The following is a 19,334-nucleotide window of genomic DNA, read 5'->3' as shown; positions in this document are numbered from 1 at the left end:
TTTACTCCTTGATTTCCTGTTGTGTTTTATTTTCGATCTGCCAGTCAATCGGCTCCAAACCGTTCTGAACTAAAAATTCATTTGTCTTGCTGAAATGTCTGCATCCGAAAAAACCTCTGTATGCAGAAAGCGGGCTCGGATGAGGTGCTTCCAGGATCAGATGTTTCGGGTTATTGAGCATGGATTTTTTCATCTGTGCCGGGCGTCCCCACAGAAGAAATACAATCGGTCTGTCCTGCTCATTGAGGATACGGATTGCCGCGTCTGTAAACTGCTCCCATCCGATTCCTCTGTGTGAATTGGCCTGATGTGCGCGTACTGTCAGTACCGTGTTCAGCATCAGCACGCCCTGTCTCGCCCATTTTTCCAGATAACCGTTATCCGGGATATAACAGCCAAGATCATCATGAAGCTCCTGATAAATGTTCACCAGTGACGGCGGGATCTCTACATCCTTTTTTACAGAAAAACAAAGTCCATGTGCCTGTCCGTCATTGTGATACGGATCCTGTCCAAGTATCACGACCTTGACCTGGCTTAACGGTGTAAAATGAAATGCATTGAACATATCATCTGCCGGAGGAAAAATCTTCCGTGCCTGATACTCCTGCATGACGGTTTTATATAATTTTGTGTAATATGGCTGATGAAATTCACCTTTTAATGCTTCCAGCCATTCTCCTGATAAAGGAGCCATTTTCCTTCACCTCTTATCTTCTTACGGAGATTCCCCTCTCTGCCAGATAATCTTTTACCTGACGGATCTCCAGTTCTTTATAATGGAATAAAGACGCTGCCAACGCCGCATCCGCACCACCTTCTGTCAGTGCATCATAAAAGTGTTCGAGTGTTCCTGCACCGCCGGAAGCAATGACAGGAATGCTGACTGCATCCGCGATCGCACGTGTAAGCTCGATATCATAACCGGCTTTTGTTCCGTCACAGTTCATACTGGTAAGAAGGATTTCACCGGCACCGAGTGCTTCGGCTTTCTTTGCCCATTCTACGGCATCCAGACCGGTATCCAGACGTCCGCCATGTTTATAAATATTCCAGCCTCCATCCGGTCTTCTCTTTGCATCAATCGCAAGCACTACGCACTGACTGCCGAATTTCTCCGCCGCTTCACGGATCAGTTCCGGACGGTCTATTGCTGCGGAGTTTACCGAGATCTTGTCTGCACCTTCACGGAGAAGCATCTTAAAATCATCAACCGTGCGAATCCCGCCGCCTACTGTAAATGGGATAAATACACAGGCAGCAACTTTGCGTACCATATCAACTACCGTCTCACGCTGCTCACAGGATGCAGTAATGTCAAGAAAAACAAGTTCATCTGCACCGGCAGCATCATATGCTTTTGCAATCTCAACCGGATCACCGGCATCCCTAAGATCTACGAAATTTACTCCCTTCACGACACGGCCCTTGTTGACATCCAGGCAGGGAATGATTCTCTTTGTAAACATCTCAGTTCCCCTCCTTTTCAAGCTTTGCAAAAATTTCCAGTATTTTCAGTCCGTATTTACTGCTCTTTTCCGGATGGAACTGACATGCAAATACATTGTCTTTTTCTACAGATGCATGGATCGTTGTACTGTAATCTGTCACCGCTTTGACAATCTGCGGCTCTTCTGCATGTAAATAATAAGAATGTACAAAATATACATACGTCTCTTCCGGAATACCACGAAACAGTCTGCCATCATTCTGAAGATGAAGTGAATTCCATCCCATATGCGGAATCTTAAGCCCCTCAGACGGAGGAATCCTTAATATACGACCTTTAAGGATACCAAGCCCCTCTACTCCCGGAGTCTCTTCACTGCTCTCAAAAAGGAGCTGCAGTCCCAGGCAGATTCCCAGGAACGGTGTGTTATTTTTTACCATTTCTTTAATTACAGGTACCAGATTATATCTATGAAGATTCTCCATTGCCTGTCCGAAGCTTCCGACACCCGGAAGGATCACTTTGTCTGCTTTTAAAAGCACCTGCGGATCTCTGGAAACAACAGTCTCCTCTCCAAGATATGAAAGTGCCTTTTCCACACTGCGAATATTGCCTGCGTCATAATCAATAATTCCAATCATTGTCTCTCACATCCTGTCTTTATCGAATATCTTCAAGTATAACCCAAAAAAAGACAGATGCAAAGCTATTTCTTCACATCTGTCCTATTTTGTATGGTTTTACTGATTCTTCTTATCTAATGTGAACCAGAATTCAACGCCATTGTCGTAGTTTTTGACACCGTATTGCTGATGGAGTCCTTCCATGATTGCCTTGACAATCGACAGACCAATGCCGCTTCCGCCGTACTCTCTCGTTCTCGCCTTATCTACCTTATAGAATTTGTTCCAGAGATTCGGAACATCTGCTTCTGGTATAGGTTTACCGGTATTAAATACAGTAACTTTCACATGGTCATCTTCCGTAAGTACACGGATCTCGATTTCCCTGTCTCCCTCCAGATGATTCAGTGCATTACTTGTATAGTTCGTTACAACTTCTTCAATCTTGAATTCATCTGCCCACACATAAACCGGTTTATCAGCATTGAAACTTACTTTTGCTTCTTTTTGCTGAATCATGATATCCATCGACTGCAGGACACCTCGGATCACACTGACAATATCAAAACGTTCTACTGTCATCTCATCCCTTCCGGATTCCAGCTGATTCAAAGTGAGAAGATTACGGACAAGCTTGTTCATCTTACCGGCTTCATCCATAATGACATCACAGTAAAACTCCCTGCTCTCCGGATCTTCGGAAATATTTTCTTTCAGACCTTCTGCATAGCCCTGTACCAGTGCGATCGGCGTCTTCAACTCATGAGATACATTATTCAGGAACTCCTGTCTCATCTGATCGATCCGTTCTTTGTTCTCAATATCTTTCTGGAGCTGATTATTGACAGATTTCAATTCAGAGATTGTCTTTTCAAGCTGTTCTGACATCCGGTTAAAATTCTCACCCAGTTCATCGATCTCATTGCCGGAATGGCTCTGGTATTTTGCCTCAAAATCCAGATCACTCATCTTTGTAGAAAGAAGCGTCAGTTCACTGATCGGACGCGTGATACGTTTCGTCACAAACCAGATTACAAGGCCGCTGATAACGATGATCATAATGCCGACATAGAAATAGAATTTATTAGATATGGAGACGCTCTCACGAATGCTTTCCAGAGGTGTACGGATCAGGAAATAACAACCGTTATCCATCTCTCCCCAGCTCTCCACGTATTCCATGCCTGCAAAGCGGTCACTCACCTGCTGGATAACATAATTGTCATTCTGCTGGATAACTTTTGCATGGTCGTTCTTCTTATCAAGATCATACACATATCCTACCAGCCGCGCCTCCAGAAGATCTTCGTTACTTCCTACCGCACATACAGTCTGTCCGTCCGCAGTAATCACGATCCAGGTCAGGTTATTCTCTGAACTGTCCTTAAACATTGCATCTGAAACTTCTGCACTGCAGCTTCCATCCGATGTAGTCTCTACTTTAAGATCCTCCAGATTCTCGACCGCTTCCTGCAGCACCTCCGTTTTTTTGCTGATGTAATAATGCTCCAGAAACAGACCATTGATCACAGTCGTTATGACCATGGAAAGAAGTAAAAGCCCGATAAACCAGACCGAGATCTGCAGACGCAGTGGGTGAAATTTTTTCTTTTTTACTTTCACGCCAGATCTCTGTGGTTTTTTCATTGTGCATCTACCTCAAATTTGTATCCCATTCCCCAGACAGTCTTAATGTATTCTCCTTTATCGCCCATTTTGCTTCGCAGTTTCTTGACATGGGTGTCAATGGTACGTGCATCACCAAAATAATCATAGTTCCACACAGAATTTAAGATTTTCTCTCTGGAAAGGGCAATTCCCTGATTTTCAAGGAAATATGTCAGAAGTTCAAATTCTTTAAAACTGAGTTCCATAGGTTTTCCATCCACCGTCGCCTGGTGTGCAGATTTGTCGATTACGATTCCACCGGCGGCAAGTACATCATTACCGGCATCCTGACCGGTTCTTCGAAGGATTGCCTCCACGCGTGCAACAAGGATTTTCGGACTGAACGGCTTTGAAATATATTCATCCACGCCCAGGTCAAACCCGAGAAGTTCATCACGCTCATCTCCTCTGGCTGTCAGCATAATGATCGGCACTTTAGAGTTTTTGCGGATCTCACGGCACACTTCCCACCCATCCATCTTCGGCATCATTACATCAAGTATCAACAGCGCAATATCTTTTTCTTCATAAAAAATGTCCATTGCCTCTTCACCGTCACCGGCTTCCAGTACGTGGAAATTTTTCTTCTCAAGGAAATCCTTTACAAGCTTGCGCATACGGCTTTCATCATCTACTACAAGAATCTTCGGGGCTTCCATTATTCTTACCTCCATCAATAGTTTTACATTTTCTTTATCTTAGCAGAGATTTATGTAGGTTTTGTGAACGTATTACGGAAATTTCAGGTAAATCGTCAAAAAGTCGGAAACCAGATACCGGTTCCCGACTTCTTTTCGCATCGTTATATTCAATTTTATAAGATTATGCAAGTGCTTTGCCAAGTGCTTTGCAGCTTTCTACTGCATCGTCATCCGGCTCATCCTGGCAAATGACACCGTCGGATACAAGAACTGCACCGTCTTCTTTGCATTTGTCTTCCCAATTATGCATCCATTCTCCGTCTCCCCATCCATATGAACCGAAAAGTCCGAGTTTTTTGCCGGAAAGCTTTGCTTCGCAGGAGCTGAACATTGGTTCAAATTCGTCTTCCTCAAGAACTTCATCGCCCATAGCCGGACAGCCAAATGCGATTGCATCAAATTCATCTACTTTATCAGCGGAAAAATCGGACGTTTCAAAAGTTGTCACTTCTGCGCCTGCTGCCTTTGCACCTTCTGCCACTGCATTTGCCATAGATTCTGTGTTTCCTGTGGAGCTCCAATAAACTACTGCTACTTTACTCATCTTACTTTACCTTATCCTTTCTATTTATGCTGCAACAGTCAACTGAAGGATTGAACGTCCATCTGCAAACAAACGTCTGTAGATTTCTGAACATTTCTTCAGTTTACGGAAAAGGATCCGGGTCTGCTGTTCATCCCCGTATACTTTCCAGATTCCGCAACACTTATAATTTTTACCCTTCTGTTCGATAAAACCAGTCACATCATCCAACGGATATCCAAGGAACAGCCCCACTTCATGAGGGAAACAGTCGTTTTCAAAGAAGCGCTCCTGAAGCTTTCTGATACAGCAGTCAGCTTCCTGACACTCATAGCCACAGTTATTCAGCAATGTGCAGGCACCTTCACAGCTTAAATCCTGTTGCAGTTTTTTCTTGCGGTATACATAAACAAGAGCTTTGTACTCACTCATTCTAAGTACTTCCACAAAAACACCTCTGCTATTCAGCTTATTATTTTCCTCTTCAATTTCTTTATAAAAGCCATCCCTGTTCTCAGGTGTGTAAGTAAACATGTTTGCAGTTTTGATTCCTGCCAGCGTAGGCGCGCAGTGTGCTATGATTTCAGCTTCTAACATCCTCAGATCCCCTTGTGAATTAGTTTTATCTAACTATCGGTTTTAAATTTACGGATATGTTTCCATACCCGTAAATTTATTATCTGTTAGTTATTTCTAACTGGTATGATAGTACAATATTTTCCGCGTGCTGTCAAGAGTTTTTTGTGATTAACTTTTTATAGTTTATTATCGGATCAAAGTACAGATTTCATGGAATCCATGCCAATCAAAAGCGTTGATGTATTATGAAGCAATGCAGACATTGTCGGCTGGATCACTCCGGTCACACCAAGCGCGATCAGACTTCCGTTGATGCCAACGATACGCCTGTAATTCTTGTGGATCTTGTCCATCAGACCATTACTGATTTCTTTGAGTGTTACCATAACACTCAGATCATCTGCACCGATCGTGATATCTGCAATTTCTCTTGCAAGTTCTGCCCCGTCACTGATTGCAATACCGACATCGGCTGCTGACAGAGCCGGTGAATCATTGATACCATCCCCTACCATCAACACTTTGCGGCCCTGTGCTTTTGCTTCTTCTACAAATTTTGCCTTATCCTCAGGAAGAACTTCTGAATAATATTTGTCGACACCGACTTTCGCTGCGATTGCTTTTGCAGTACGATCACTGTCGCCGGTCATCATAACGATCTGGGTAAATCCGGCTTTTCTTAATGCCTTAATTACCTCCGGTCCCTCCGGGCGGAGCGGATCTTCAATACAGATTACCGCTGCCAGTTCTCCCTCGATACCAAGATACAGATGAGAATATTCTTCCGGAAGGTTTTTGAAAATCTCTTCTTTTCCTGTCGGAATCGCGCATTTCTCATCTTCAAAGACAAAATGATGGCTTCCAATGATTGCTTTTCGTCCGTTTACAGTTGTAGAAATACCATGTGCCACGATATATTCAACTTTTGAGTGCATTTCTTCATGTGTCAGGCCACGTTCTTTCGCAGCGTCCATAACCGCTTTCGCCATAGAATGCGGGAAGTGTTCTTCCATGCAGGCCGCCAGTCTCAGCAGATTTTCTTTGGAGTCGCCGTTGAAAGATACTATATCTGCAACTGTCGGCTGCGCTTTTGTCAACGTACCCGTCTTATCAAATACGATTGTATCAGCCTCTGCCACTGCTTCCATGAACTTACCGCCTTTTACCGTGATATGATGCGCATTTGCCTCGCGGATTGCTGCAAGTACAGAAATCGGCATGGCAAGTTTCAGTGCACATGAGAAGTCAACCATCAGAATAGACAGTGCCTTCGTCACATTTCTGGTAAGTGCATAGGTAAGTGCAGTTCCGGCAAGTGTATACGGAACAAGGCTGTCTGCAAGATGCTCTGCCTTACTTTCTACCGCAGATTTCAGTTTCTCTGTTTCTTCGATCATTGTCACGATCTTTTCGAACTTGGTAGATCCGGATGTTTCTTTTACACGGATGGTAAGTTCGCCCTCTTCGAGAACAGTTCCTGCATAAACATAGCTTTCTGTATGTTTGGCAACCGGCATGGATTCACCTGTCAGGGAAGCCTCATTGACCGTTGCCTCTCCATCTGTAACAACACCGTCAAACGGAATCACAGTTCCCATATGTATACGTACCCGATCACCCGGTTTGATCGTATCTGTGCCGACCTGAACTTCTGTGTCGTCCGTAACCAGCCATACTTTACTTTCATTCAGGGACATACTTCGCGCAAGATCATCCACAGATTTCTTATGCGTCCAGTCTTCCAGTATCTCACCAAATCCAAGCAGGAACATGACGGAAGATGCTGTACTGAAATCACCTCTTAAGATAGACACACCAATTGCAGTTGCATCCAGTACCGGTACCTCGATTCTGCATTTTGCAAGTGTACAGACACCCTTCCAGATGTATTTTACGGATTTAAGTGTGGTAAGGAATGTACGGATCGGAAGAGGAAGGAAAATTTTCTTTCCATAATGAAGTACCACATGGTTGACCATTTTTTCCCAGTATTCCCCGTTCATTTCTCTGCCGGAATTCTGAAGATAGCTCTCAGGTGCCTCTGCCTTTTCATAAGAAAATCCCTGCACTGCTTTCAGGATTTCTTCTCTGCTTCCCCAAAAGCTGATCACAGCATCCTGGTTTCGTTCCACGACCTTTGCAGTTGTTACTCCCTCAAGATTTGTCAAAAAATATTCAAGCTGATCTGCCTGTCTGCAGGTCATTCGTTTCTGACAGATATGAAGCCTGACTCTGCCTCTGATCTCATGTTCTATTTTAAATCTCATATTATCATCACCTTTAGTTATAAAAACACCTGCAGTGCTTGACCACAGGTGTCTTTTATTTATTTATTCCTCTTCTGCTGCAGTTTCCTCTGTTTCTTTAAAGGACTCTTCCTCAGCAGTATCTTCAAATACTTCCTCAGCTGCTGCACGGTCTTCGTTGATCTGCTGTGCTTCTGCGTAAATGTCTTCTGCGTTTTCCTGAACTTTAGATACAGTCTTCATTACGCAGTCTTTTGCACGAAGAACTGCTGCTGTACAGTTTGTGTAAACTTTTTTTGCATCTTTGCTGGAAAGAAGTTTAATTCCTGCTGTGCCAAATAATACTCCTGCTGCAAATACTCCGCTGTGTTTCTTATCAAATTTAATCATGGTAAATTCCTCCTGTATATAATTTATTTTTTATCGTTTTCACTGACTCATCACTCTGGCATTACACATATTATAAAATCTTCAAAACGAAAGTCCAGACTAACTTGTTCAAATGAGAAATTTTCTCAATATCATCCAAAATCAGAGGGTTTTCGCTTCTTTGTATTTTTTTCGGCAGAAATCGGTTTGTTACCACTTTCTACCAGTACTTTACTTACTCTTCTCGACTGAAGATAACCACAGGATTCCATACCCTTTTCAATAATTTTACAAAGCTTTTCATTATCAAGGCGGATGTTCGTCTGATCATCCAGTTGTACACAACAAATCGGTACTCCTGCCTGCTCATCACAAAGCCGGTAAGCACTCTTTCTTTTCAATGCCCCAATCTCTTCCAGAAGATTGATCATTCTGTAAATTGTTGCCATTCCGATATTCGGATCCTTCTTCGATGCAAGAAAATAAATTTCCTTACAACATGCGCATTCTTCCTGAAGAATGATATCGAGTATGATTTTTCTCTGTTTTGTAATTCTGCATCCCTCACGTCTGAGTCTGTCCACAATGACGCTTCGCTGCATACTGCTTCTCTGATACTGTTGATTACGGAAGGATTCCTGAGCAGAATCTGATGTATGATCATATATTTCTTCTTGCAGTAATTCCATTTTTGCTCCTCCTGATCCGGTCAGTTCGTTTCATGTTACTGTGTTTTGCCTTTAGTAACTTTAGTTTGTTTTATCTATCGAAAGTTTATATCTTCTAACCGCTGATGTCAAGATTTTTTCGCATTTTTAAAAAATTCTAAAAATTTCAACCTTTTTTTCGACAAAAATTCAATATCGTTATTTTGCACAAAACAGGTGCGTGTTCTTTGTAGAATTTGTTTCTTTTCTATTTCCTATCATATCCTCTTTCTTTTGTGATAGCATTCTAATAAGGCCGCCAGGTTCATGCCGGCCGTCTGAGATTCTGTAGCTGAAATATATTAGCTAATTCTCTGCAATTCCTCCTCAAACATTTCCGCTGCAGATTTATACCCATGGATACGCCGTGGGTATTGATTTATCCAGTTTTCAACCTCCTGGATGTCCTCAGCCGTTCGATCATCAAAATTCGTTCCTTTAGGGACTTTTCTCCGCACCATTTTGTTTGTGACTTCGTTTGTCCCTCTTTCCCAGCTGCTATATGGATGACAGTAATACATCTTTGTTCTCTTTCCTGCTCCTATTGCGGATCTCTCCAGTTCTTCACAATAGGCAAATTCTGTCCCATTGTCTACAGTTATGCTTTTGAATACCGTTTTGAATAATTCTCCCCAGCGTTTTTCCAACCGGTCCACTGCTGCCACCACTTCCTCAGCACTATGGTTATTCAATTTGAATATGATTTCCGCTCTTGTTTTTCTTTCTGTAAGTGTTAATAATGTATTTTTAGATTTTCCTCGGCGCCCCAGAACGCTATCCATTTCCCAGTGGCCAAACTCCTCTCTGCTGTTTATGATCTCCGGTCTATTTTCTATGCTTTCGCCCGCCTCTGCTCTCTTCTGCTTCTTTACCTTATTATATTTTCTTTTCCTATTCTTTTTTACAGGCAGATTTTTATTGGTTACTCTCAGAAAAATTCCTTTATCTATATAACTGTATACAGTGGTTGTGCATATTTTGGTCTGGAACTCGCTCCATCGGCCTGATGCTGTCAATTCTCCTATGATTGCATCCGGACTGTAATCCTCATTTATTATTTTATCCTCAATATAATTTGCCAGCTTGATATCATTTCCTATTTTCAGCTGTGTTCCCCTTACTTTCAGGTTTTCATCACATTTTCGTTGTGCCAGATCTGAACTATATCGCATTTCGGTGGTATAGTCGCTGTTTAAGTGTTCATATTGGCCTCGTTTAAGTTCATTGTAGATTGTACTGCGGTGTACGTGCAAAATCTCAGCAATTTCCACAACTTTATGGCCAGCATTATATAAAGCCTCCAGTCTGATTCTATCGCTGTGTTTTAATTGTCTACTTCCTTTTTGATTTGCCATACTCCCGCCTCTTTCGTAAAACAACCCGCAGGCATCGGTGTCCTGCGGGTTGTTATGTGCTTCTTATCATTTGCCTTGTATTATTTTATCTACTATCAGCTTTTCAATGTAATGCGGACAGCTCCGCACTCCAGTCTCCCAGTTCGACAGTGTTCTATATGGTATTTCTAACCACTCTGACACCTCACGCCTACTCATTCCCTTTTGTTTGCGTGCTTCTTCAATCGTCATTTTATCACGCCCCTTGATTTTCTGCTTTGTTCCTGCTATATTTACATTATAGCACTTGGGGCGGTTAGCAGGATTGTTTAGGTATCCGCCCCTCGTGTGTTCCCTTTATTCTATTTTACTTTCTTACCTCTTCAAGGATTTTTTCAATATGTTCTACTGTATGTGTTTCTCCGTTTGTTCTCGCTACTTCTCTTATTGATACTAACATTGCTATCAGATCTGCTTTACTCATTTCGTTCTCCATTTTTAACTCCTTTCCTGCTGCTCCCTTGCTACAATTATATAATACACCCATTGAGTGTATTTGTCAATCTTTTTCTACTCATTGGGTGTATTTTTTTACAAGAAAAAACACCGCAACATACTGTTACAGTGTCCCACTTTCATCAGTCAGCCATTCCATGCTCACGCCCAGTGCTTTAGAAAATATTTTCAATTCATAATCTGTTACGATTCTTGTGCCTCTTTCTATGCGACTTATTGAATCTCGTTCTATCGCAACTCCGGCCACCTGCATACGCGCCGCTAAATCACTTTGTGTAATTCTGTTTTTTGCTCTCGCCAACCTTATGCGTTCCCCGCACAAGTTATCTTTTCCCTTGTATGCGTATATCTTCATCCGGTACGCCCCTATCACGTGTTAATAATCAGAATTTTTCTTGACTTTACCACATTTCAAAAGCATAATTGTGTTAAAGGTCAGCATGACTATAATTTTCACATTTATCTAGGAGGATGCACTATGGATTTATTCACAAAAGCTGATAAGCAAAAAGAGTTCCCTGATAGTAATACCGTTCTTATACATTTGAAAAGCAACGGAAAATTCAATGTAACTATTCACGATAACTTTCTTACGGTAGAGCCGCGTGGTTTCACTAATGCTGTTAATAAGGGACTGATCGGGCAAAAGACCTATGATCTCAATAATGTTTCCGGTGTACAATACAAAAAACCCGGATTTACCACTGGATATTTGCAGATTGTTCTCATCGGCGGCAGAGATGCACGAAACGGTGTCTCCGGAGCTGTAAAAGATGAAAATTCCATCACTTTCTCTAAAAAAGAGGATCATCTGATCCTTGAAATAAAAGAATATATCGAAAATTATATCCATGAGCGCTCCGCTGGTTCCGCTACAGCCTCTAATCTTGATGAAATACGAAAACTTAAAGAGTTGCTTGATATTGGAGCAATCACAGATGAGGAATTTGAAGCCAAAAAGGCCCAGTTGCTTAACATTTAAAGAAATCACAGAAAGGCCCCGGCATTTTGCCGGGGCCTTTCTGTTTGTCACATGTCTGATATTATTTCACATATACATTTCCATCATAGTATGCTGCAATCCATCCAGACGGTACCAGAATCCAGATATCACTGCCTACATTCTTGATAGCCTGGCACGTTACTTGAGTACCTGCATCCAGGCATCCATCATGATCTTTATCATGTCTCCGTCCGTCCAGTGTCAGCTGGCTGTAGCTCTTGGTTGGGCATCCTGTTCCTGCTCCTGTTCTCACTTTCAGTTCAACCTGCAGAGTGTACACCGTTCCCACTTTATAGGTCAGCGCCTCGCTGGAGCTGTTTCCGGAATTTGATCCAGCCTGTCTGATATACGATGAGTCTACAAAACCATAAACCTTTTTAGCAATCAGGATATAATACCAATCATGGCCGCTGTTGTCCTTGATCGTATCGCAAATATCCACCAGGTTTCCTGCTCCCAGTACCGGCCAGGACTTGATGCTTGTGGAGCTGCCTGCCCAGGTCTTAACCGGAACATTGTCCTGTGTGATTTCTCCCACCCACTTCGGAGTCTTATTGATTCCTCCGGATGCTGATCCGCTGGAAGTCGTTCCGGAGTTCGTTCCAGAATTAGAACTGTTTCCTTTACCGGTTGCTTTGGATGCATAGTCAGGTATTCCGTATCCACGGATATATCTGCCGTTAATTGTGATCTTTCTTGTTCCGACCAATCCGCCGCCCATGTTGCACTCTCCTATTAGAATCTCTCTGGTGTTCTTATTGACCTTCAGAACAATTCCAACATGATCCGGCCAGCTTGTGCAATCCGTTGTTGCATAATTCGTTCCATCTTTCCAATAATAGAACACGAAATCTCCAGTATCTGGGATATATGCATCATTTTCAACCCACCGGCCCATTTTCTGGAACAGCTGAATCATATATCCACAGCTGCACTCTCTTGGAATAATGTCCGTGAGTCCGGCCTTGATTCCCGCTGCAGATGCTCCTGTTGCACAGTAGTCATCTGTTGGTTGTACTTTGTACCCTCTGGCCAATGGCAGGTAGCTATTGTATAAGTTAATAATGACCATGTGTGATCTATCTGACCGTTTCAGTCCGATCCATCCCCTCATGTTGTTTGCTACCATCTGTCTCAATTCATTCTCTGTCATTCCTGCGCTCTCCTTTTCTTCTCCTACATACTGCTTGATCCATTTCACACAGCACTGATGTCTGGACTGATACATCTTGTCTCCAACCTGGTTGTTGTTTGATGTATCCTGCTGATCCAGGATCAATGATGCATAGACGCTATCCGGCGTGTACGGTTTGGCCGCACGTCCGAAAATTCTTTTTGTCGGTTTCAGGCCTCCCAGGTGTTCAATCTCGCACCACATCATCTGAGCTGGTACAGTATTGACTCCGTATGCCACGGCCTGTTTGATGTATGTCTCCATCAGCTGTTCAAACAGCTCATCCTGGCATTTCTTTCCGCTCGGTGTCGTTATGATTGCGATCAGCGCCGCTTTCTCTGTTGCAGATGGATTCCAGCCGATTGCCTCCCAGTCCTGGCTCAGTCTGGACTCAATTCCTGCAGTGTCAGCTCCGCGAAATGCTCCCGGATCTTCTTTCAGAATCATCTGACAGAGTTTTCTGGCCTCATTGCCATAATTCTGTGCCCAGCCCAACGTGCAGGTTTTTTCATTCGCTGAGTTTGCTCCCTTTCCGGCGTATGCTTCATATCTTCGTTTTCCATATACCTGTCCGCCAGACTCTACTGCTCCGATAATATTCGTCAAAATTTCAAGCTGCTTTTTGTCCATGATCTTCCTCCAATCAAAGAAAAAGGGACGGTTTCCCGTCCCCTGTTCCTGTTATTTTTCTGTCTCGTCCTCAATGCACGCTGCATCTGTCAGTCCCTCTCCAATGATGTACGCCACCACGGATGCTCCTGCCATAATCAATGCTGTGACCTGTGTTGCTGTGTTCTCAGCTCCACCAGTGGCCACAATCATCATGCTCACGAATGATGCAACTGCAGTCCATAACTTTCTACTTGTCAGTTTTCTTACCCAGTCAATTTTCTTCATTTCTATGTTCCTCCTCTGATTTCTTTGTTAAAATCTCTATTGCCTTTGTTATCTGCGGCGGCATCGGAATCCCCATCAAACCCGCATTCTCCACGATGCTGATAGCCTCATTAGAAATAAATCCGATAATCACGGCGTCACGTATGTATTTCACATGAATCAGCATATCGAACCTGTACGCCATCAGCACGATCAACAAAATCACGGCTTTTCTGCAGAGTCCTTTGAATCCCGCCTTGCTTTCCAGTGCTCCGTTTTTCGTCTTTGTAGACTTGTGGAACACTCCGGCCACAATCAAGCCAGTCAGGTAGTCTATGCCGATCAGAATCATCAGTGTCTGCAATCCTGTATCCCAACCACCCAAAAGTGCTGCTATGAATCCGCCGACCATTCCAACCGTGGTGCATAACTGCTCTTTCATCATCTTTCTACACCTCCCCTCTGCCCTCATACATCATCCACATCGTCCACATCAGCGTATGGCCTGCAGTAGTATTCCGTTATATCCAGCTCGTCCTCAATCTGTTCCAGCGTCTTGCTGCTCTGTCCTCTGATATACAACCGCAAGTCCGTGATGTGCGACCATAGCCTTGATATAATTCTCAGCTTAGTCATCATTCCTCTGTGATCTCTCCCATTCCGGATCTAACCAGAATATCTTTCACTTTTGTCTTTAAGAGACGTGGAACTCTTTCATACATTTTCTTTGCATCCTCTACTGTCTCCTGGTTCATAATTTCCTGTGCCCATAACATTGCCATCATTGCAATACCATCCTTTCCTGTACATAATAAAAATAAATTGATTAGTAACTTACGCATAAACCGCCTCCGACATTTCCAGCAGGCATGATTTCAGCATCCTGATTGTTTCCTCCTGCTCCTGAACCTTTTGTTCCAGTGTCTTTTCTTTCTGTGGCTCATATTCCAGATATTTCTCCGGATTCTTCTCCACAGCTTCACGGTTTACGTTTTCCGCTTTTTCCCGGAATTGGTGGAAATCATATTCCCAGAACGTATCTGTCACAGTGATATACTGTTCTTTTTCTACCATCTGCTGATTTTCTTCTGTAACTTCCTGCCCATTGAGGCAGATTGTCACGTCCACCATTCCGTTATCAAGCGGCTGCCAGCTGACTGCCGGCTGTTCTGTTGTGAATCTTGCTTTCAATGCTTACCCTCCTTTTCGCGTATTTCATCAGTTGCTCTATTCCATACTTCTTTTTGAAGTGATTGGAATCTGAATTTTTGAACCACCCATAATATGAAATGCAGCGGTACGCCAGATCTAGTGCTATCTCCATACGCCGCTGCACCTGTTTCCTCAATCTCAGATATGCCCGTCTTGCCCGGAGGAATATGCTCCGGCGGACTTCTGTGTGGTCCCTATAAATTTTGTAGCCCATCATATCAATGCAATCTCCGTGATGCTTTCCATCTTTTCCGATATAGTCAACCTGGAACAGTTTCCAGTTCGGTTTTATCTCCAGGCCCAACTCCTCTCTGAAAAATCGGATCAGCATGAGCATGGCCTTTTTGACGTCTACCTTTCGTGGTCCCAGGATCAGGATATCGTCCATATAAAAGATAATTTTATAGAACAGTCTTGTCCGTTTCTCCTGGCCACGTCTTTTCTGCACCTTAAAGAGCTTTTGCTGTGCATAGTGGTAGGCAAAACTGAGATAGTAATTGCATAGCCACTGGCTCAGGTATGAACCTATTGACAGGCCCTGTTTATAGGATCCGATCAGCGTCTCCACTAAATAAAGCAGGTCATCGTTCTTGACCTGCTTTCTCAAAAATCTCATGAGCTTTCTTGTGTTGATTGACGGATAACAGTGCCGCACATCTGCCTTGGCTCCTGCCCTCGTTTTGTCCGGATTCTTCCGAATCCATCTCTCTATTGCATTCTTTCCGTATACCTGGCCACGGCCTGGCACACTGGCGCATTGATATTTTCCTATCTTTCTTTCAAATAATTCTTTCAGAGCATTGACAGCTACATAATTGTATATCTGCTGTTTTATACTCTCCACGCCTATCTCCCTGAGCTTTCCGGAGTTTCCGTCATACCTCATGGAGTAGTGTATTTCCGGGAAATGAACATCACGCTCCTTGATTTCCCTTGCCAGATCTTCCGCTGCTCTTTCCAGCAACGGGTCCACATTGCTCCTTTTCTCCTGGATCAGTCTGCTCACAGCCCTGACGGACAGTGGTTGACCGGTTTGGTATCCGGCCAGGAACCCTGCCACATCACGCCGTTTCCATTTATCTGAAAAACATTCCAGCATACAGGCCATAATCCAGTCTTTATCCAGTTGTATATTTTTACAGTATCGTTTCAACTGTGAGTCCTCGTTTCTTGATACAGGAGTTTCCGGTTTTTCTACTCACTCCGCATCATGGCCTACTGCGCCATGTGCCCGTCCAGTCAGGCTCCTCGGCTCCCAGCTGGGCGGTGTGGCTTCAATCATATTTTGGGGATATGCCCCACGCACCTGCTTTCCGGTGGCTCCGTTCCTACAGAGCGAAATGTAACGCTGAAATTCAAATAAATTTCAAGAAAATCCAGAGACGATATTCCAGTTCGTGTTCGACCAGCCATTGTTCGCATTCAGAATCCAGAGGCCAGCATTCGCGCCATTGTTCAAATTGCCCAGCGCAAGCCACAGAGGAAACCGCCCGTTTAGCGTTACAAGTCCGTTATTTATTTATAATGGGAAAGCCCCTCTGTCAGGCTGTTGCCTGCCATTCACCCCTGGTGCCGTTTGGAGAAACGCCAGAGACGATATGCCAGCTCGTGCCCGACCAGCCAAGGTACGCAAGCAGAAACCAGAGGCCAGCAGTCGCGCCAGTGCTCAAATAGCCCAGCGCAAGCCACTCTCTCTGTCCAGATGCTCCTGTATCTGTATACAGTCCATCAGCAAATCCAGTGGTTGAGCCTCCGCCTACTTTCGTAGGAATCATGATTCCCAGGTTTGGATCTGTTGTTTCTTCCGTGATATATTTCCAGGATGCTGCCGTATAGGCCACCTGTGCGATAGCCTTTTTATAATTTGCCCGCACTGTCGCAATGTTGCTGGACAGTGTGCTGGCGTCCTCGCATACATAGACATCTCTGGCCGGATTCCCGTCCGGACCGGTAACAATATCCATGACCACATTCCCCAGAACCTCATAGGCTCCGATACAGGTCTCAATTCCCTGGATCTTGTACGGATCTTTCCCATTGGTGTTGCTGTTCGGAGATCCGTCTGAGCCAGCCACCTCATCAGTTGCTCCACTGTGCCATGGCATTGTTGTGATCCATGTGGTCAATGTCGTATCGAATGCCTCCGGAGCATCCACATATACTGCTGCATTGCTGTCATCCACGTCCTCAATCTTTGTAACTTTGACGCTGTATGCTTTGTTGTGCATATAGGAATAATACCGGTCTTTGTTTGTGTTTGAACCAACGTCTCCGATGGAAACATATGAGCCGATCACATAACCAGCCGCCTGTGCCTTTGTTAGTACCACTCTCATCACTCCGGTTTCTTCTACCAGGTTCTGGTTCTGATTACTGTATGAGGTACATCCGGCCATGATGCTCTGGCTGTGTGTGGTTGCATATTTAATAATCATCATAAGCTGTCTATAAAACAGATCCCAGCTTGTCGTGCCGCAATAGTGACCGCCCAGCTTGTGCATATAGGTTATCATTCCGGTGTAGCTGACCGGATTTCTCGCCTGTGTTGCCTGGCAGCCATTGGCCGGTGCCAGGCCTTTTGATGAATACGGCACTCCATCAATGTCTCCCGCCGCATACTTGGCATGTATCATGAATGGGCTGATTGTTCCGTCCGGATTGATAGATTCTTTCATCGGATACGGTGTCAGCTCTGTCTGGCTGTCAGAATAATGATATAGGGCTGCCTCGGTAGTGTCCTCGATGCCGAACCAGGCGCTCATTGTAACCTCTCCGACCTGCACCTTTCCGTACTTGGTAAATCCAATCTGGCCCTCCAGGGCATCTACATGGTTGAAACCATTCTCGTCTACAGAAAAATTGCAGGTAAAATGATGAAATAGGCCATACTGAGCATAATCATCTCTGCCCTCTGTTCTTCCCACAGATGGCTCCGCAACCATATTCTCATTGGCATTCATTTTCACGCCTACAGGGCTTGTGGAGGTCTCCCATTTATAAATTTTCGTTGTGAATACCTTTCCGTTTCTCCTGAGTGCAAAATAATTGGAGAGTGCATTTTCAACGCCCCCTCCGTTCTGCTTAATCAGATCAATCTGTGTCTGTCCAGCTGTTTCAATTTTCGTGACGCTGGCTGCTGTATTCTGTTTCAGATCTTTTGACGCCTGCTGTGCATTGTTCAGGTCAGTCTCCAGCCCTGTTTTGATCTGGTCAGCATTCTGGACCAGATTCTGCATGGTTGTGATGTTTTCTCCGGATTTTTTGATACTTGCGTCCAGTTTTGTTTTGGCTTCTCCAGCCGCTGTCACATCTGCCTCCAGACTTCTTTCTGCCTGTCCTGCTGCCGTGATGTCTGCCTCAAGGCTCTGCTTTGCTTTTCCTGCAGCTGTGGTATCCGCCTCTAATGTCTGAGCTGCCTTGTTGGCCGCCGCGGTATCTGCCTCCAGTGTCTTGGCCGCCGTGTTAGCCGCCGTGATGTCTGCCTCCAATGTCTGCACCGTCTTTGTGGCTGCTGTATTTTTTTCTCCCAGGCTCTTGTCCAGGGAGGTTGCTGTTGTGTTCTTCTTTTCCAGGTTTTCCGCCAGTGTAGTCCCTTTGTTCATTTTAGCCGTCAGGTCTTTCTGGACTTCCTTGGCCTCCTGCAAATTACTGTTAAATGCCTGCTGTGTCTGCTGGTTTTTTGTCACGTCTGCATTGATTGACTTTTGTGCCGCCTGGATGTCCGCCTTTGTCTGATTGTATGTATTATTCTCATCAGACACCTCATTGATTGCAGAAACAATCGCAGCTCTGACGTCCTTTCCTTTCTTGGCGCTGGCAATCTGTTCCGTGTACTTCCTTACGTTTGCCATGTTTAACCTCCTAACTTCATCGTATGGGCTGTATCTTCCAGAGCTACCGTTTCCAGATCCTCCGGATGTCCTGGTCTCGCAAGCCTTTTTTCTTCCGGTGTCTCTTGCCAGATATCATATCCTTGGACGCAATACAGCGCTAACTCATACGGTCTTATCATTGTTGCTCTGTTGTTTTTCTTCGCTGAGAATGTCTGCATTTTTGTCTCCTCCCTTTATTCCAACTTTTTTCTTGAAATCTTCGATATCATCCACCTCTGTTCCTGATTTTGGTTGCTGTTCTTCTGTGCCGGTCTGCTCCGTATTGGCTACCGCCAGATCAATCTGTGTTTTCATCAATTCCTGGGCGTATTCTTCTGACTTCATCTGCCTCATGTGTGACTGGATTCTATCCAGCACCTTATCCATGAGACTCGGTGGAATTGCGTACTCCTGCATATATGCCAGCACCTGTGCGTCCAGTTCTCCTGCTACATTATCCAAAATTGCTCCTACGTTCATG

25 protein-coding genes are annotated in these 19,334 nt (G+C 44.2%); 1 reads left to right on the top strand and 24 read right to left on the bottom strand.

The window, feature by feature from the left end; translation table 11 throughout:
• Position 1 precedes the first annotated feature (1 nt).
• From ung to DWW86_RS00425, 14 genes are all read right to left on the bottom strand, one after another.
• A complete protein-coding gene (ung, locus tag DWW86_RS00485; RefSeq protein ID WP_117941953.1) occupies positions 2-697 on the bottom strand; it encodes a uracil-DNA glycosylase in 696 nt (231 codons plus the stop codon).
• Between the two features lie 13 nt (positions 698-710).
• Positions 711-1,469: an imidazole glycerol phosphate synthase subunit HisF gene (gene hisF / locus DWW86_RS00480; RefSeq protein WP_117941952.1), complete on the bottom strand. Its 759-nt coding sequence runs from the start codon at positions 1,467-1,469 to the stop codon at positions 711-713.
• A 1-nt stretch (position 1,470) separates the two neighbouring features.
• Entirely contained in the window at positions 1,471-2,091 is a 621-nt protein-coding gene (gene hisH / locus DWW86_RS00475; protein WP_117941951.1) for an imidazole glycerol phosphate synthase subunit HisH, read from the bottom strand.
• Between the two features lie 99 nt (positions 2,092-2,190).
• Positions 2,191-3,720: a sensor histidine kinase gene (locus DWW86_RS00470; protein WP_072521361.1), complete on the bottom strand. Its 1,530-nt coding sequence runs from the start codon at positions 3,718-3,720 to the stop codon at positions 2,191-2,193.
• A complete protein-coding gene (locus tag DWW86_RS00465) occupies positions 3,717-4,400 on the bottom strand; it encodes a response regulator transcription factor (protein WP_072521362.1) in 684 nt (227 codons plus the stop codon). The genes DWW86_RS00470 and DWW86_RS00465 overlap by 4 nt, the downstream gene beginning before the upstream one ends.
• Before the next feature lie 163 nt (positions 4,401-4,563).
• Positions 4,564-4,986, bottom strand: coding sequence for a flavodoxin (locus tag DWW86_RS00460; RefSeq protein ID WP_117941950.1), 423 nt, complete (start codon positions 4,984-4,986; stop codon positions 4,564-4,566).
• A gap of 24 nt (positions 4,987-5,010) precedes the next feature.
• Entirely contained in the window at positions 5,011-5,562 is a 552-nt protein-coding gene (locus tag DWW86_RS00455; protein ID WP_072521364.1) for a DUF3793 family protein, read from the bottom strand.
• A gap of 176 nt (positions 5,563-5,738) precedes the next feature.
• Positions 5,739-7,811: a heavy metal translocating P-type ATPase gene (locus DWW86_RS00450; RefSeq protein WP_117941949.1), complete on the bottom strand. Its 2,073-nt coding sequence runs from the start codon at positions 7,809-7,811 to the stop codon at positions 5,739-5,741.
• Positions 7,812-7,874: 63 nt separating this feature from the next.
• A complete protein-coding gene (locus DWW86_RS00445; RefSeq protein WP_072521366.1) occupies positions 7,875-8,180 on the bottom strand; it encodes a DUF6110 family protein in 306 nt (101 codons plus the stop codon).
• 131 nt (positions 8,181-8,311) lie between these two features.
• A complete protein-coding gene (locus tag DWW86_RS00440; protein WP_117941948.1) occupies positions 8,312-8,848 on the bottom strand; it encodes a Fur family transcriptional regulator in 537 nt (178 codons plus the stop codon).
• A 320-nt stretch (positions 8,849-9,168) separates the two neighbouring features.
• The gene (locus DWW86_RS00435; RefSeq protein WP_117941947.1) at positions 9,169-10,221 is read right to left on the bottom strand and encodes an IS30 family transposase; all 1,053 of its coding nucleotides are present in this window, start codon (positions 10,219-10,221) and stop codon (positions 9,169-9,171) included.
• Positions 10,222-10,287: 66 nt separating this feature from the next.
• Complete coding sequence (locus DWW86_RS00430) at positions 10,288-10,452, bottom strand: helix-turn-helix domain-containing protein (RefSeq protein WP_117684727.1); 165 nt, start codon at positions 10,450-10,452, stop codon at positions 10,288-10,290.
• A 115-nt stretch (positions 10,453-10,567) separates the two neighbouring features.
• Positions 10,568-10,696 (bottom strand): hypothetical protein, encoded by a 129-nt coding sequence (locus tag DWW86_RS17240; RefSeq protein WP_256299960.1) that lies wholly within the window; start codon positions 10,694-10,696, stop codon positions 10,568-10,570.
• Between the two features lie 123 nt (positions 10,697-10,819).
• Positions 10,820-11,071 carry a helix-turn-helix domain-containing protein gene (locus tag DWW86_RS00425; RefSeq protein WP_117684521.1) on the bottom strand — a complete coding sequence of 84 codons (252 nt, stop codon included), beginning with the start codon at positions 11,069-11,071 and terminating at the stop codon, positions 10,820-10,822.
• Positions 11,072-11,194: 123 nt separating this feature from the next.
• On the opposite strand from DWW86_RS00425, the gene DWW86_RS00420 reads away from it, so the two are divergent.
• Positions 11,195-11,698, top strand: coding sequence for an SHOCT domain-containing protein (locus DWW86_RS00420; protein ID WP_117684523.1), 504 nt, complete (start codon positions 11,195-11,197; stop codon positions 11,696-11,698).
• A 61-nt stretch (positions 11,699-11,759) separates the two neighbouring features.
• Here the strand turns inward: DWW86_RS00420 and DWW86_RS00415 are convergent, their stop codons facing one another.
• The 10 genes from DWW86_RS00415 to DWW86_RS00380 form a co-directional block, all read right to left on the bottom strand.
• A complete protein-coding gene (locus DWW86_RS00415; protein WP_117941946.1) occupies positions 11,760-13,523 on the bottom strand; it encodes a hypothetical protein in 1,764 nt (587 codons plus the stop codon).
• A gap of 51 nt (positions 13,524-13,574) precedes the next feature.
• Positions 13,575-13,790 carry a hypothetical protein gene (locus tag DWW86_RS00410; RefSeq protein ID WP_117684527.1) on the bottom strand — a complete coding sequence of 72 codons (216 nt, stop codon included), beginning with the start codon at positions 13,788-13,790 and terminating at the stop codon, positions 13,575-13,577.
• Complete coding sequence (locus tag DWW86_RS00405; RefSeq protein WP_353652660.1) at positions 13,777-14,214, bottom strand: phage holin family protein; 438 nt, start codon at positions 14,212-14,214, stop codon at positions 13,777-13,779. Before DWW86_RS00405 ends, DWW86_RS00410 begins: the two co-directional genes overlap by 14 nt.
• A 23-nt stretch (positions 14,215-14,237) precedes the next feature.
• Complete coding sequence (locus DWW86_RS17000) at positions 14,238-14,408, bottom strand: hypothetical protein (protein ID WP_158553870.1); 171 nt, start codon at positions 14,406-14,408, stop codon at positions 14,238-14,240.
• A complete protein-coding gene (locus DWW86_RS00400) occupies positions 14,405-14,611 on the bottom strand; it encodes a CD1375 family protein (protein WP_117684529.1) in 207 nt (68 codons plus the stop codon). Before DWW86_RS00400 ends, DWW86_RS17000 begins: the two co-directional genes overlap by 4 nt.
• Positions 14,604-14,960, bottom strand: coding sequence for a hypothetical protein (locus DWW86_RS00395; protein WP_117684531.1), 357 nt, complete (start codon positions 14,958-14,960; stop codon positions 14,604-14,606). The genes DWW86_RS00400 and DWW86_RS00395 overlap by 8 nt, the downstream gene beginning before the upstream one ends.
• A complete protein-coding gene (locus DWW86_RS00390) occupies positions 14,908-16,134 on the bottom strand; it encodes a reverse transcriptase domain-containing protein (protein ID WP_117941945.1) in 1,227 nt (408 codons plus the stop codon). The genes DWW86_RS00395 and DWW86_RS00390 overlap by 53 nt, the downstream gene beginning before the upstream one ends.
• Before the next feature lie 388 nt (positions 16,135-16,522).
• The gene (locus DWW86_RS00385; RefSeq protein ID WP_117941944.1) at positions 16,523-18,832 is read right to left on the bottom strand and encodes a hypothetical protein; all 2,310 of its coding nucleotides are present in this window, start codon (positions 18,830-18,832) and stop codon (positions 16,523-16,525) included.
• A gap of 2 nt (positions 18,833-18,834) precedes the next feature.
• Positions 18,835-19,032 carry a hypothetical protein gene (locus DWW86_RS16995; RefSeq protein WP_147327411.1) on the bottom strand — a complete coding sequence of 66 codons (198 nt, stop codon included), beginning with the start codon at positions 19,030-19,032 and terminating at the stop codon, positions 18,835-18,837.
• Positions 18,977-19,333: a hypothetical protein gene (locus DWW86_RS00380; RefSeq protein ID WP_117684535.1), complete on the bottom strand. Its 357-nt coding sequence runs from the start codon at positions 19,331-19,333 to the stop codon at positions 18,977-18,979. The genes DWW86_RS16995 and DWW86_RS00380 overlap by 56 nt, the downstream gene beginning before the upstream one ends.
• Between the last annotated feature and the right edge of the window lies 1 nt (position 19,334).

This window comes from Ruminococcus sp. AF17-22AC, from assembly GCF_003460065.1.
In the GTDB taxonomy this organism is placed as follows: Bacteria; Bacillota; Clostridia; order Lachnospirales; family Lachnospiraceae; genus Blautia_A.
Note: the sequence above shows the minus strand (reverse complement) of the source record. Positions and strands in the feature narration are given on the sequence as shown.

Excerpts from the sequence above, each read along its gene's own strand:
- ung (WP_117941953.1), bottom strand. The coding sequence starts at position 697 with ATGGCTCCTTTATCAGGAGAATGGCTGGAAGCATTAAAAGGTGAATTT.
- hisF (WP_117941952.1), bottom strand. The coding sequence starts at position 1,469 with ATGTTTACAAAGAGAATCATTCCCTGCCTGGATGTCAACAAGGGCCGT.
- hisH (WP_117941951.1), bottom strand. The coding sequence starts at position 2,091 with ATGATTGGAATTATTGATTATGACGCAGGCAATATTCGCAGTGTGGAA.
- DWW86_RS00470 (WP_072521361.1), bottom strand. The coding sequence starts at position 3,720 with ATGAAAAAACCACAGAGATCTGGCGTGAAAGTAAAAAAGAAAAAATTT.
- DWW86_RS00465 (WP_072521362.1), bottom strand. The coding sequence starts at position 4,400 with ATGGAAGCCCCGAAGATTCTTGTAGTAGATGATGAAAGCCGTATGCGC.
- DWW86_RS00460 (WP_117941950.1), bottom strand. The coding sequence starts at position 4,986 with ATGAGTAAAGTAGCAGTAGTTTATTGGAGCTCCACAGGAAACACAGAA.
- DWW86_RS00455 (WP_072521364.1), bottom strand. The coding sequence starts at position 5,562 with ATGTTAGAAGCTGAAATCATAGCACACTGCGCGCCTACGCTGGCAGGA.
- DWW86_RS00450 (WP_117941949.1), bottom strand. The coding sequence starts at position 7,811 with ATGAGATTTAAAATAGAACATGAGATCAGAGGCAGAGTCAGGCTTCAT.
- DWW86_RS00445 (WP_072521366.1), bottom strand. The coding sequence starts at position 8,180 with ATGATTAAATTTGATAAGAAACACAGCGGAGTATTTGCAGCAGGAGTA.
- DWW86_RS00440 (WP_117941948.1), bottom strand. The coding sequence starts at position 8,848 with ATGGAATTACTGCAAGAAGAAATATATGATCATACATCAGATTCTGCT.
- DWW86_RS00435 (WP_117941947.1), bottom strand. The coding sequence starts at position 10,221 with ATGGCAAATCAAAAAGGAAGTAGACAATTAAAACACAGCGATAGAATC.
- DWW86_RS00430 (WP_117684727.1), bottom strand. The coding sequence starts at position 10,452 with ATGACGATTGAAGAAGCACGCAAACAAAAGGGAATGAGTAGGCGTGAG.
- DWW86_RS17240 (WP_256299960.1), bottom strand. The coding sequence starts at position 10,696 with ATGGAGAACGAAATGAGTAAAGCAGATCTGATAGCAATGTTAGTATCA.
- DWW86_RS00425 (WP_117684521.1), bottom strand. The coding sequence starts at position 11,071 with ATGAAGATATACGCATACAAGGGAAAAGATAACTTGTGCGGGGAACGC.
- DWW86_RS00420 (WP_117684523.1), top strand. The coding sequence starts at position 11,195 with ATGGATTTATTCACAAAAGCTGATAAGCAAAAAGAGTTCCCTGATAGT.
- DWW86_RS00415 (WP_117941946.1), bottom strand. The coding sequence starts at position 13,523 with ATGGACAAAAAGCAGCTTGAAATTTTGACGAATATTATCGGAGCAGTA.
- DWW86_RS00410 (WP_117684527.1), bottom strand. The coding sequence starts at position 13,790 with ATGAAGAAAATTGACTGGGTAAGAAAACTGACAAGTAGAAAGTTATGG.
- DWW86_RS00405 (WP_353652660.1), bottom strand. The coding sequence starts at position 14,214 with ATGATGAAAGAGCAGTTATGCACCACGGTTGGAATGGTCGGCGGATTC.
- DWW86_RS17000 (WP_158553870.1), bottom strand. The coding sequence starts at position 14,408 with ATGATGACTAAGCTGAGAATTATATCAAGGCTATGGTCGCACATCACG.
- DWW86_RS00400 (WP_117684529.1), bottom strand. The coding sequence starts at position 14,611 with ATGCGTAAGTTACTAATCAATTTATTTTTATTATGTACAGGAAAGGAT.
- DWW86_RS00385 (WP_117941944.1), bottom strand. The coding sequence starts at position 18,832 with ATGGCAAACGTAAGGAAGTACACGGAACAGATTGCCAGCGCCAAGAAA.
- DWW86_RS16995 (WP_147327411.1), bottom strand. The coding sequence starts at position 19,032 with ATGCAGACATTCTCAGCGAAGAAAAACAACAGAGCAACAATGATAAGA.
- DWW86_RS00380 (WP_117684535.1), bottom strand. The coding sequence starts at position 19,333 with ATGAACGTAGGAGCAATTTTGGATAATGTAGCAGGAGAACTGGACGCA.